Annotated in this window: 14 protein-coding genes; 12 read left to right on the top strand and 2 right to left on the bottom strand. The window is 64.9% G+C overall.

Translation table 11 applies throughout. The features are described from left to right. The first annotated feature begins 46 nt into the window (after positions 1 to 46). Genes EP237_RS00700 through EP237_RS00665 form a run of 8 tightly spaced genes read left to right on the top strand, consistent with a single transcriptional unit; the run spans position 47 to position 6,863 of the window. On the top strand, positions 47 to 421 hold the full coding sequence (locus EP237_RS00700) for a TIGR04076 family protein (protein WP_127557076.1): 375 nt from the start codon (positions 47 to 49) through the stop codon (positions 419 to 421). After that, entirely contained in the window at positions 418 to 1,491 is a 1,074-nt protein-coding gene (locus tag EP237_RS00695; protein WP_127557074.1) for an aldo/keto reductase, read from the top strand. Before EP237_RS00700 ends, EP237_RS00695 begins: the two co-directional genes overlap by 4 nt. After that, complete coding sequence (locus tag EP237_RS00690; RefSeq protein WP_127557073.1) at positions 1,488 to 2,255, top strand: ABC transporter ATP-binding protein; 768 nt, start codon at positions 1,488 to 1,490, stop codon at positions 2,253 to 2,255. The genes EP237_RS00695 and EP237_RS00690 overlap by 4 nt, the downstream gene beginning before the upstream one ends. After that, a complete protein-coding gene (locus EP237_RS00685; protein ID WP_127557071.1) occupies positions 2,252 to 2,974 on the top strand; it encodes an ABC transporter ATP-binding protein in 723 nt (240 codons plus the stop codon). Before EP237_RS00690 ends, EP237_RS00685 begins: the two co-directional genes overlap by 4 nt. Then, a complete protein-coding gene (locus tag EP237_RS00680; RefSeq protein WP_127557069.1) occupies positions 2,971 to 3,885 on the top strand; it encodes a branched-chain amino acid ABC transporter permease in 915 nt (304 codons plus the stop codon). Before EP237_RS00685 ends, EP237_RS00680 begins: the two co-directional genes overlap by 4 nt. Then, positions 3,882 to 4,859: a branched-chain amino acid ABC transporter permease gene (locus EP237_RS00675; protein WP_127557066.1), complete on the top strand. Its 978-nt coding sequence runs from the start codon at positions 3,882 to 3,884 to the stop codon at positions 4,857 to 4,859. The genes EP237_RS00680 and EP237_RS00675 overlap by 4 nt, the downstream gene beginning before the upstream one ends. A 7-nt stretch (positions 4,860 to 4,866) precedes the next feature. After that, complete coding sequence (locus EP237_RS00670; RefSeq protein WP_127557064.1) at positions 4,867 to 6,126, top strand: ABC transporter substrate-binding protein; 1,260 nt, start codon at positions 4,867 to 4,869, stop codon at positions 6,124 to 6,126. 50 nt (positions 6,127 to 6,176) lie between these two features. Further along, positions 6,177 to 6,863: an aspartate dehydrogenase domain-containing protein gene (locus tag EP237_RS00665; RefSeq protein WP_127557062.1), complete on the top strand. Its 687-nt coding sequence runs from the start codon at positions 6,177 to 6,179 to the stop codon at positions 6,861 to 6,863. A gap of 38 nt (positions 6,864 to 6,901) precedes the next feature. Here the strand turns inward: EP237_RS00665 and EP237_RS00660 are convergent, their stop codons facing one another. Both EP237_RS00660 and EP237_RS00655 read right to left on the bottom strand, forming a co-directional pair. Then, entirely contained in the window at positions 6,902 to 7,270 is a 369-nt protein-coding gene (locus tag EP237_RS00660) for a hypothetical protein (protein WP_127557060.1), read from the bottom strand. Between the two features lie 104 nt (positions 7,271 to 7,374). After that, positions 7,375 to 8,247 (bottom strand): HAD-IIA family hydrolase, encoded by an 873-nt coding sequence (locus tag EP237_RS00655; RefSeq protein WP_127557058.1) that lies wholly within the window; start codon positions 8,245 to 8,247, stop codon positions 7,375 to 7,377. 274 nt (positions 8,248 to 8,521) lie between these two features. Here EP237_RS00655 and EP237_RS00650 point away from each other — a divergent pair, with 274 nt between their 5' ends. The 4 genes from EP237_RS00650 to EP237_RS00635 all read left to right on the top strand — a co-directional run bounded on the left by EP237_RS00650 (position 8,522) and on the right by EP237_RS00635 (position 12,296). Then, on the top strand, positions 8,522 to 9,145 hold the full coding sequence (locus tag EP237_RS00650; RefSeq protein ID WP_420812492.1) for a helix-turn-helix domain-containing protein: 624 nt from the start codon (positions 8,522 to 8,524) through the stop codon (positions 9,143 to 9,145). 223 nt (positions 9,146 to 9,368) lie between these two features. Continuing rightward, complete coding sequence (locus EP237_RS00645) at positions 9,369 to 10,262, top strand: class II glutamine amidotransferase (protein WP_127557054.1); 894 nt, start codon at positions 9,369 to 9,371, stop codon at positions 10,260 to 10,262. A 1-nt stretch (position 10,263) separates the two neighbouring features. Continuing rightward, positions 10,264 to 10,941 carry a GltB/FmdC/FwdC-like GXGXG domain-containing protein gene (locus tag EP237_RS00640; RefSeq protein WP_127557052.1) on the top strand — a complete coding sequence of 226 codons (678 nt, stop codon included), beginning with the start codon at positions 10,264 to 10,266 and terminating at the stop codon, positions 10,939 to 10,941. Between the two features lie 11 nt (positions 10,942 to 10,952). After that, a complete protein-coding gene (locus tag EP237_RS00635; protein ID WP_127557050.1) occupies positions 10,953 to 12,296 on the top strand; it encodes an FMN-binding glutamate synthase family protein in 1,344 nt (447 codons plus the stop codon). Positions 12,297 to 12,318: the final 22 nt, after the last annotated feature.

Below are 12,318 nucleotides of genomic sequence, written 5' to 3'. Positions count from 1 at the left end.
ATATCACAGATCGCAGATCACACGGCAAGACCGGAAAGGCGGTGCGATGGAGAAGGATGGGGACCGGGGGTTCTGGCTCTATGACCTGCGGGTCGATACCGTTCTGGACGGGCGTGTGCCCGTGTGCCGCCATGTGGAGGGGGACTCCTTCCGCGTGATCGGAGAAAACCTCGTCTTCGACCAACCTCACAAGCTGTCGATGTATGCGCTGGCGGCCCTTCTGCCGCTTCTGCCCGCCAAGCAGCGACTGACAGACGAGGACGACTGGATGAGCACCGACGCAGAGGTCGCCTGCCCCGATCCGCATTGCGGCGGCCGCTTCCGCATCATTCGTGAGGGCAAACGCTGGTATTCTCACGCGGCGACAACGGGCCTGCCGGATCAACGCAGCACCCCCTATTGGCAGGAGACCGAGAAATGACCGTGGAAACGGCGGATCTGCGCCCCGGCCACCGCATCTCACGCGTGATCAAGGGCGGCTGGCAGCTGGCCGGTGACCATGGCGAGGTGCGGCGCGAGCAGGCCATCGCCGATATGGAGGCCTTCCTCGACGCCGGAATCACCACCTTCGACTGCGCCGACATCTATACCGGCGTGGAAGAGATGATCGGCCATTTCATCGCCGATGTGCGCAACCGGCGGGGGGCAGAGGTCGCGGACCGCGTGATGGTACACACGAAACTGGTGCCGGACCTTGGCCGCCTGGCAGATATTCGCCCCGACGAGGTGGAGGCCATCGTCGACCGGTCGCTGAATCGCCTGCAGATCGAGCGCATCCCGCTGGTGCAGTTCTACTGGTGGGATATGTCCATCGGCAACGCGGTCGAGGCACTCGACGTGCTGAAGGACTGCCAGAAGAAGGGCAAGATCGCCAATCTGGGCGCGACGAACTGGAACACGCCGGTGATGGACCGCTTCTGTGATGCGGGGTTTGATGTGGTCTCGGCGCAGGTGCAGTACTCGGTATTGGACCGCCGTCCTGCCGGGGATTTCAGCGATTGGGGCGCACGGCGCAATGTGCAGATCCTCGCCTATGGCACCCTGGCGGGCGGGTTCCTGACCGAAAACTGGCTCGGCAAGCCCGATCCGGGCTTTGCGTTCGAGAACCGCAGCCTCGTGAAATACCGGCTGATCATCGACGAATTCGGGCCCTGGGAGCTGTTTCAGGCCCTGTTGCAGACGCTGCAGGCCATCGGGGACAAGCACGGCGTGGCGCTGTCCTCGGTCGCGACCCGGTGGGTGCTGGATCAGCCGCAGGTTGCCGCCGCCATCGTCGGCGCGCGCTATGCCCGCCACCTGCCCAAGACGCTGGAGGTCTTCGGGTTCGCGCTGGATGCGGAGGATCGGGCGAAGATCGACGCGATTCTGGCGCAGGCGGGTGGACCGAACGGCCCCGTTTATGGGCTGGAGGGCGACCGCAGCGGCCGCCACGGGCGGATCATGAAATACAACCTCAACACCAACCCGGCCGACAAGGTGCACGGATCATGACCGACGCGGCCCTGTCCCTTGCCGGGCTGACCCGCGATTTCGGCCCTTTCCGGGCCGTGGACGGGGTGACGCTGGACATCCGCAAGGGCAGCATCACGGGGCTGATCGGCCCCAATGGCGCGGGCAAGACGACGCTGTTCAACATGGTCGCGGGCAGTCTGAAGCCCTCAAGCGGCACTGTGTCCCTGAACGGGCAGGACATTACAGGCAAGCCGTCCGAGGCGCTTTTCGCGCTCGGCCTTGCCCGCACCTTCCAGATCCCGCGCCCCTTCCGGCGGATGAGCGTGATGGACAACCTGATGCTGGCCCCGCCCGCGCAGGTGGGTGAAACAGTATCAGGCGCGCTCTTTCGCCGGGGCCGCGTGGCCGAACAGGAACGCACGCTGCACGCGAAAGCGGAAGAAATCCTCGATTTCGTGACTCTGGCACATCTCGCGGATCACCCGGCGGGAAAGATCTCGGGCGGGCAGATGAAACTGCTGGAACTGGGCCGCGCGCTGATGGGCGATCCGTCCGTGATCCTGCTCGACGAACCGGCGGCGGGGGTGAACCCGTCGCTGACCAATATCCTGATCGACCGGATCGAGCAACTGAACCGGCGCGGCGTCACCTTCGTGGTGATCGAGCACGACATGGATTTCGTCATGCGCCACTGCGACCCGGTGATTGCGCTGGCCGAAGGTAAGGTCATGTTCCAGGGCACCGCCGAGGAGGCCCGCGTAAACCCTGAGCTTCTGGACGCCTATCTGGGGGCGCCCGCATGACCGCGTTGCGCATCGAACAGCTGGAGGCCGGCTATGTGCGCGACTTGCCGATCCTGCGCAATGTGGACGTCGTGGCGGAGCACGCCAAGCTGACCGTCATCATCGGCCCGAACGGGGCCGGGAAATCGACCCTGATCAAGGCGATTGCGGGTCTTGTGCCGGTCAGCAGCGGGCATGTGATGCTGGGAGACACCGACATCACCGGCCTGCGCCCGGACCTGATGGGGTCGCACGGGCTGGCCTATGTGCCGCAGACCGACAACATCTTTCGCCACCTCACGATCCGCGAAAACCTGTTGCTGGTCCTGCGCCGCGCGCCCGACCGCGCCACGCGGCTGGAGGAGCTTTATGATCTGTTCCCGGCGCTGCGCGACAAGCGGGGCGAGCGCGCAGGCGCGTTGTCAGGCGGACAACGGCAGATGCTGGCCGTTGCCATGGCGCTGGCGAACCGGCCCTCTGTGATCCTGCTCGATGAACCCTCTGCCGGGCTGTCGCCCAAGATCGCCGCCGAGGTGCTGGACCTGACGCGCGGCCTGACCGGGCAGGGGGTGACGGTGCTGCTTGTGGAACAGAACGTGAAGCAGGCGCTGCGCGTGGCCGATCACTGCTACATCCTCGCCGAAGGGCGCAACCAGATCGACGGGCCTGCGGCGCAGATCGCGGCAGATCCGGTGGTGGGGGAAATCTACCTTGGCGGCAAGCGCATGGTGGCGTCATGATCCAGAGCATCCTTGACGGCATCCTCACAGGCGCGATCATTTCCCTCGGCGCGATTGGCCTGACCCTGATCATGCATATGCTGCGCTTTGCCAATTTCGCCTATTCGGAACTGCTGGCCATCGGGGCCTATGCGGCGCTGGTCTTCGACCGGCTCTTTTCCGCGCTGGTGCCGGTGCTGGATCAGGCCTTCGCGCCCCTGACCCTGACCGGGGCGCTGGCGCTGTCGATGGTGATCGCCATGCTGCTGACCGGGCTGTCTGCGGTGATCATCGACTGGCTGGTGTTCCGCCGTATCCGGCAGAAGGCCGATCCGCTGTCGATGGTCTTTGCCAGCTTCGGCGTGGCGCTGATCATCCGCAACGTGATCGTGCTGATCTTCGGCCATCACGCACAGCTTTATTCGCAGGAGATCGCCCGCGCGACCATCCTCAGCTTCGATCCGCTGATCCTGATCAAGCCCGACCAGGTCTTCGTTCTGGCGCTGGCGCTGGTCCTGATGCTGGCGCTGCATCTTATGCTGACCCGCACCACATTCGGCTTCGCCCTGCGTGCGGTTGCGGAAAACCCCGCGCTGGCGCAGGTTGCGGGGGTGCGTCTGACAACCGTGATCGCGGCGGTCTGGATCATCGCGGGCAGCCTGTCGGCGGCGGCGGGCACGCTTTATGCGCTGACCAACCAGCTGAATCCGATGATCGGGCCGGTCTTCCTGCTGCCGGTCTTCGCAGCGACCATCGTGGGCGGCATCGGCAGTGTCTACGGCGCGGTTCTGGGGGGCTTCATCGTCGGCATCGCCTCTGGCCTTGCGCTGTTGGTGCTACCCTCGGGCTACGCTCCTGCGATGCCGTTCCTCATCATTCTGGCGGTGCTGCTGGTGCGCCCGCAGGGCCTGTTCGGGGAGGATCAAAGATGATCGGCGTGGTGTCCTACCTGACGTTCTTCCTGACCATGGCCGGGATCATGGCGATCATCACCCTCGGGCTGAATCTGCAATGGGGGTACACCGGACTGTTCAATGGCGGCGTGGTCGCTTTCTTCGGGGCCGGGGCCTATGGCACGATGATCCTTGGCGGCCCGGCCGAGCCCGGCCAGTTCGGCGGCTTTGGTCTGCCCTATCTGGTGGCGCTTGGCGGGGGCATCCTGCTGGCGGCGGCGCTGGCCTGGGTGGTGGGGCTGCTGACGCTGCGGCTGAGGCACGACTATCTGGCCATTTCCACCTTCGGCGTGGCCGTGGCGCTGGAATCGCTGGCCCGGAATTCCCAATGGCTGACCGGCGGTGCAAGGGGCATGCGCGGCTTTCCACGCCCGTTCGAAGCGGTGATCGAGAGCAACTTCCTCTTTGGTGTCGTCTTCCTGCTGATCGTGCTGGCCGTTCTCGCCCTGGTCTGGTGGGGCATCGAGCGGCTGGTGCATTCGCCCTTCGGTCGCGCCCTGCGCGCCATCCGCGAGGATGAGACCGCCGCCCGCGCGCTCGGCAAGAGCCCCGCGCGGCTGCGGCTCTGGTCACTGGTCATCGGTGCGGCGATCATGGGCGCGGGTGGCGGGCTTTATGTCTCCTACACCGCCTTCGTCAGCCCGCAGGACTTGCTGCCGATCCTGACCTTCCAGATCTGGGCCATGCTGATCGTCGGCGGCGCGGGCAACAATCGCGGCGCGGTGCTTGGCGCGGTGCTGATCTGGGGGGCCTGGACGCTCAGCGGATTTGCCCTGACCCGGCTTGTGCCCGACTCGATGCAGCTTGACGCGGGCTCGATCCAGTACATCCTCATTGGCACCCTGATCGTTTCCATGTTGCTCTGGCGGCCAGAGGGGCTGCTGCCGGAACGCATATCCAACACCCGAAACACGACGGCCACCAAGGCCGCACCCACATCCAACAAGGAGTAGACTGACCATGAAACGACATATTCTCGGACTGGCCGGTGCCTCGGCGCTGGCAATCGGCCTTCAAACCGGCGCCGCACTGGCGCAGGATTGCAGCGTGAATGTCGGCACGCTTTACCCGACCTCTGTCGACTGGGGCCGCCCGATTGCGGAGACCGCGCTTTGGGTCGGCGAGATGATCAACGAGGCCGGCGGCGTCGATGGCTGCGATGTCAACATGATCCTGCGTGACGACCAGAACGACGGTCGCGTTGGCGTCGATGCGGCGCGTTCTCTGGTCGATATCGACCAGGTGCAGCTGCTGATCGGCACCGTGTCCTCGGGCATCACCATCCCGATCCTGACCTCGGTCACCGCGCCCGCGGGTGTCATGCAGATGTCCTGCTGTTCCTCCTCGACCCGGCTGACGGAAATCGCCGCCTCCGGTGAGGCGCGCGGGCTGTGGTTCCGCACCTTTGCGACCGCCGATGTGCAGGCCGCTGTTGCCGCCATGCTGGCCCGCGATGCGGGGATCGAAAGCATCACAGTTGTCTACAAGAATGACGACTGGGGTCAGGATATCGGTCGCATGGCCGCCGCCGCGTTCGAGGCCGTGGGGATCGAGGTGCATGCCTCCATCGCGCTGAACGACGCGCAGCCAAGCTATCGCGCCGAGGCCACGCAGGCGCTGCGTGACCAGCCCGGCGCGCTCTATCTGGCGCTCTATCCGACCGAGGGGATTTCCTTCGTGCGCGAATGGCTGGGTCTTGGCGGCACGTCGGTCATGATCGGGGCGAACTCGCTGCGGTCCGACGATTTCCGCACGACCGTCGGCCTTGCCAATCTCGGTGATTTCGTCGGCACCGACACCTCCAGCCCGCGCGTGCCGAGCGCCGAGGCCTTCGTCGATGCCTATGCCGCGCATTTCGGGTCCGCCCCAAGTGGACCGGGCCTGTCCAACAGCTTTGACGCGGCAGCAATCGCGCTGCTGGCCTACCACGCGGCAGGCCGCGACGCGACGGGTGCGGAAATTGCAGCCCAGGTGCCGCGAGTGACCGACCCCGATGGCGAGGCGATCCCCGCCACGGTCGAAGGCTTCGCCCGCGCGATGGAGGTCCTGTCCGAAGGCGGGTCCGTGTCCTATCAGGGCGCGACCGGCGCGGTGACCTTCGATGCCAACGGCAATGTGTCGGCCCCGGCCGTGTCCTGGGTCTTCGATGACAGCGGCATGGCCGAACAGCGCTACATCTCGCTGGAAGAGGTCTCTGGCTTCATGGCGTCGATCAACTGACCCCCCTGCCCGGCCCCATCGCGGGGCCGGGCGCATTCTTCGCGCAGCGGATGACCCATTCCCCAACCAAGCTGGTCCTGATCGGACGCGGCCGGATCGGCAGGGACGTCACAGCCCAGTTGCCAGAGCTTCACGGCTACTGCGTCGAGGCGATCCTTGGACGCGACGCCCGCCGCCTTCCCCAAGCCGACATCACCATCGACATGGCCGGACCGGACGCCCTGCGCCAGTTCGGCGAAGAGGCACTGTCACATGGGGATTTGTGGACGGTCGGCGCCGCCGCCCTGATCGACCCCGACCTGCGCGACAGGCTGCATCGCGCCGCGCTGCAAAGTGGACACAGGATTCAGCTCTTCACCGGGTGGATTTCCGGGCCGCTTCTGTGCCCTCCGGGTCTGCCTGCGAAGCTGTTTGTCCGGCAATATGCGCCCGGTCTTGCGGACCGCCCCGGCCCGGTGTTTCGCGGGCCGCTGGTCGAGGCGGCGGGTCGTTTTCCCGATCACCTCAACACCGCCATGGCCAGCGCCATCTGCGGTCCCGGCATCGACGCGACCCACATTACTCTGATCTCCACCCCGGAAGGTGGCGCGCATCGCATTGCCGCGCGGTTCGTCATGCCGGGCCAGACCATCCGCACGGATATTCGTTTCGACAGGCCGGGCCCGCATCCGGTCGCCTTGGCGATCCTCGCCGCGCTTGCGCGCAGGACTGCGCCGCTCGCCCTTGGCGGATGCTGAACGTCGTCCATCCGCTCTGGCGGGTGCACCGGATCGTTTCAGCGCACCCAGATCGCCTGGTTGCGGACCATGCCTTCGGTGTTGAAACGGTGATGAAAGCTGAGCCTGTAGCCCTGCGCCGTCAGGCCGGCATTGGTTTCGGCGAAACTGCTGTCGGATTGGCCATGGCGGGCAACCCAGGATATGCCAGCAGGCGTGGGTGCGAATGTCGCCTGATAGCGGACATGGCCATAGACGAGCCCCGCCTGCACCGACACAGGCATATAGCCCGCCGGAACCACGCTGTCGAAATAGGCCTGGTAGTCCTGGCTGGTCAGCCAGTCGGTTGTGGTCTGGGCGCTTGCGACACTGCCAAACAGGGACAGCGCAAGCACAAGCGAAAGTCTCGTCAGGAAACTGCGGGTCATGACTATGGTCTCCGGGAAAGGGCTGAACGTGGAAAATCGTGCCAAAGCCTATCACGAAAGGCGGTGACGCGCATGCGCCATGTGAGGGCCTGCGCGACGCGCGGCTAGATCCGCGCCACGCGCCAATCCGGGACGATGCCGGATCGCAGTTCATAGGGGCCGGTCTCCTCCCCGGCAAAAAGCCCGTCAGCCGTCACCAGCACACTGCGCCAGCCCTGCGCCGCAGCGCCCAGAATATCCGTATGCAAACTGTCGCCGCACATGGCGATCCTGTCGGCGGGCACGCCGGGCAGAGTGGCAGTCACGAGGTCATAGACATCCGGGAAGGGTTTGCCGAACAGCCGGATATCGCCCGGCAGGCCGCGCGCGTAGTGTCCCGGCTCCAGCGTCAGGCCGGTTTCGCGCGGCGCGACGAGATCCGCGTTGCCGATCAGGACCGGCCGGGGTCGACGGCCAAGGCTGGCCTGCAAGAGCGTCTGCCGGTGGTCGGACCAATCGCTGGTCGACAGGAACAGGAGTCCTTCCGCGCGGTCATAGGCATCTGCGGACTCCCCAAGCCTCAGGACCGGGAATGGCAGGTCTTCCAGCGCATCTTCCGGTGCCGCAATAACCCCCCAGAGCCGCTCATCCGCCGCGCGCAAGGTCGCGTCGCGGCTGGTGATCAGTTCATCCTCGGCCAATGGAAAGCCAAGCCGGGCGAATTTCGAGAAGGCCGCCGTGCGATCATAGCTGGCAGCGTTTGACAGCACCCGGACCAGCTTGCCTCTGGCCCGCAATTGCGCCACGCGCTCGGCGGCACCGGGGATCGGGCTGTCACCGACATTGAGCACCCCGAACGCATCGAAAACGAACGCGTCCACGCCGTCGGCGATGTCCAGGATCGAGCCGATATCCTGCCCCGCACCCGCAGCGGGCATGGCTGGCAGAAGATGCCGAATGGCCTCATAGGCGTCGAACGCATCGGCGGCGGTCTTCATCGCGGTCCTTTCCTCTATGGCGACGCGGCTTGCGTTTGCGCGGGCGATGGACGCCCGTGGCGCGCAGTTAGGGTCTGTCCGGATAGCGGGTCAAGCAGGTTGCGCCCTGCGCCCGCCTGATGTGCAGACCGGCACAAGGCCGCGTGCACGAGCGTCTAGTGCAGACCCCTTTGCCGGGCCAAAACGCCCTGCCCAGCCGGTTGCCGGTTCCAAACGGCCCGTCAGTCGGTTTAGATGATCCGGACATCAGGCCCGAACAGGCAGGACGATACCCTTGGCAAAACTGAAACAGAACCCGCATCGGCAGGCAGATGACCGCGAAAAGGTGCTGGAAGTGGCCATCGGCCGCGAAGTCCGGGGATTTCGCCTGCAACAGAACATCACCGTTGCGGAACTCGCCGGGCTGACCGGCCTTTCCATCGGGATGCTGTCGAAGATCGAAAACGGCAATACCTCGCCTTCCCTGACCACGCTGCAAACGTTGGCCAATGCCCTGTCGGTGCCGCTGACCGCCTTCTTTCGCCGTTTCGAGGAGCATCGCGAAGCGGTTCACACCAAGGCAGGCGAAGGGGTGGAAATCGACCGGGAAGGCACCCGCGCCGGGCATCAGTACAAGCTGCTCGGCCATATCGGCGCCAATGCCAGCGGCGTCATGGTGGAACCCTACCTGATCACGCTGAGCGAGGAATCGGATGTCTTCCCGACGTTCCAGCATGGCGGGATCGAAACAATCTACATGCTGGAAGGCGAGGTGATGTATCGCCATAGCGACCGGCTGTATCATCTGCGCCCCGGCGATACGCTGTTCTTCGATGCCGACGCGCCGCACGGGCCAGAGATCCTCAAGGTCCTGCCCGCGCGCTACCTCTCGATCATTGCCTATCCGCAGACGAGCTGACCACATCATCCGATTCTGTTCTGAATGATGGATGCGGCTTGATCCGTGCCACTTTGCTGTTCAGCGAGCGCGCAATTTGCCTGATCTGTCGGCAAAATCAGCTTTGCGTCGGAAAGGTCGACAAAAATTGCCCCTTGTGAAAATTTTATTCCTAAGGGTTTATATGACTCCAATGTACTGATAGCCTGTGGGCAAGACCACTCTTTGAAAGGAAGATGCACAGATGTGCGGGATCGTTGGACTGTTCCTGAAGGACAAGGCGCTGGAGCCCCAGCTCGGCGCGCTGCTGACGGAAATGCTGATCACCATGACCGACCGCGGACCAGACAGCGCCGGGATTGCCATCTACGGCGCGGCGGGCAACCGCGCCAAGCTGACAGTGCAATCGGACAACCCCGATCAGGATTTCGCGACGCTGGCCGAAGAGCTTGAAGCTGCACTGGGGGCGCCGGTCACCCTGCGCGCCAATGACACCCACGCGGTTCTGGAACTGCCCGCCGATCAGGTCGAAGCCGCCCGCACAGCGATTGCAGACCGCCCCGGTCGCATAAGGGTGATGAGCGATGGCGACGTGATCGAGATCTACAAGGAGGTCGGCCTGCCCCGCGACGTGGCCAGCCGCTTCAACCTGCCCGCCATGTCGGGCACCCATGGCATCGGGCACACCCGCATGGCCACTGAGTCCGCCGTGACCACCGAAGGTGCGCATCCGTTTTCCACCGGGCCGGATCAGTGCCTGGTGCATAACGGGTCTCTGTCCAACCACAACAGCCTGCGACGGAAACTGCGGCGTGAAGGCGTGCGGATCGAGAGCGAGAATGACACTGAAGTGGGCGCTGCCTACCTGACCTGGAAAATGCAGAACGGCGCGTCCCTCGGCGAGGCGCTGGAAGCGTCGTTGACCGATCTTGACGGGTTCTTCACCTTCGTTGTCGGCACCAAGGAAGGCTTCGGCGTGGTCCGCGACCCCATCGCCTGCAAACCCGCCGTCATGGCCGAAACCGATCAATACGTCGCCTTCGGCAGCGAATATCGCGCACTGGTGAACCTGCCGGGTATCGACGCGGCCCGCGTTTGGGAACCCGAACCCGCCACCGTCTATTTCTGGAGCCACTGAGATGAGCCAGATCGACCTAGCAACCACCTCGCTGCGCGAGTTGAACGAAACCCTTCAGGCGCAGAAAGGCGGCGACAACCAGACCGCGTGGGAGATCTTGAACCCCCGCGGCAGCCACGCGCTGGCCGTGGGTCTGGATGCCCCGATCGAAGTCACGGTTAAGGGCCATACTGGCTATTACTGCGCGGGCATGAATCAGCAGGCGACCGTGCATGTGGAAGGCTCCGTCGGACCGGGCGTGGCAGAAAACATGATGTCGGGCGCGGTGATCGTCGAAGGCGACGCCAGCCAATATGCAGGCGCTACCGGGCATGGCGGGTTGCTGGTCATCAAGGGCAATGCCAGCAGCCGCTGCGGGATTTCCATGAAGGGGATCGACATCGTGGTGCAGGGCAATATCGGCCATATGTCGGCCTTCATGGCACAGGCGGGGAACCTCGTCGTGTGCGGTGATGCGGGCGACGCGCTTGGGGACTCGCTTTATGAAGCGCGGCTTTTCGTGCGCGGATCGGTGAAAAGCCTTGGCGCGGATTGCATCGAGAAAGAGATGCGGCCCGAACATCTGGATCTTCTGACTGACCTGCTGACCCGCGCGGGCGTGAACGCCAAGCCGGAAGAGTTCCGCCGCTATGGATCGGCCCGCAAGCTCTACAATTTCGACATCGACAACGCCTATTGAGGACGAGGACCATGAGCGATCAAGACCACAAGATCCCCCGCACCGTCCCCATTCAGTCGGCGACGTTTTCCAACCCGATCAACGCCGAGATCCGCCGCGCGGCGGCGACCGGCATCTATGACATTCGCGGCGGCGGCGCGAAACGGCGGGTGCCGCATTTCGACGACCTGCTGTTCCTTGGCGCGTCGGTGTCGCGCTACCCGCTGGAAGGCTACCGCGAACGCTGCGACACATCGGTGACGCTTGGCACCCGCTTCGCCAAGAACCCGATCAAGCTCGATATCCCGATCACCATCGCGGGGATGAGCTTCGGCGCGCTGTCGGCGCAGGCGAAAGAGGCGCTCGGGCGTGGGGCGAGTGCCGCTGGCACCTCGACCACCACCGGCGACGGCGGCATGACGCCAGAGGAACGCGGCCATTCCAGCAAACTGGTCTATCAATACCTGCCCTCGCGCTACGGGATGAACCCCGATGACCTGCGCAAGGCCGATGCCATTGAAATCGTCGTGGGCCAGGGCGCCAAGCCCGGCGGCGGCGGCATGCTGCTTGGCCAGAAGATCAGCGACCGTGTGGCCGAGATGCGCACGCTGCCCAAAGGGATCGACCAGCGGTCGGCCTGCCGTCACCCGGATTGGACGGGCCCCGATGATCTGGAAATCAAGATCCTCGAACTGCGCGAAATCACCGGTTGGCGGGTGCCGATCTATGTGAAGGTCGGCGGCACCCGGCCCTATTTCGACACTGCCTTGGCGGTGAAAGCAGGCGCTGACGTGGTGGTGCTGGATGGGATGCAGGGCGGCACCGCTGCCACGCAGGATGTGTTCATCGAACATGTGGGCCTGCCGACGCTGGCCTGTATCCGCCCCGCCGTGCGAGCCTTGCAAGACCTTGGGCTGCACCGCGAGGTTCAGCTTGTGGTCTCTGGCGGGATCCGCACCGGGGCCGATGTTGCCAAGGCGTTGGCGCTTGGTGCGGATGCGGTTGCCATCGGCACCGCCGCACTGGTCGCGCTTGGCGACAATGACCCGAAATGGGAAGCCGAGTATCAGAAACTCGGCACCACCACCGGCGCTTATGACGACTGGCACGAGGGGCTGGACCCCGCGGGCATCACCACGCAGGACCCGGAGCTGGCCAAGCGGCTCGACCCCGTCGAAGGGGGGCGGCGGCTGCGCAACTACCTCAAGGTCATGACGCTGGAGGCCCAGACCATCGCGCGGGCCTGCGGCCACAACCACCTGCACAATCTGGAGCCGGAGGACCTCTGCGCCCTGACGATGGAGGCCGCCGCCATGGCACAGGTGCCGCTGGCAGGCACCGACTGGTATCCGGGCAAACCGGGCAGCGGATACTGATACAATGCGGCGCGGGGTGTGA

The sequence above is a fragment of the Nioella ostreopsis genome, from assembly GCF_004000255.1.
Taxonomy (GTDB): domain Bacteria; phylum Pseudomonadota; class Alphaproteobacteria; order Rhodobacterales; family Rhodobacteraceae; genus Nioella; species Nioella ostreopsis.
Note: the sequence above shows the minus strand (reverse complement) of the source record. Positions and strands in the feature narration are given on the sequence as shown.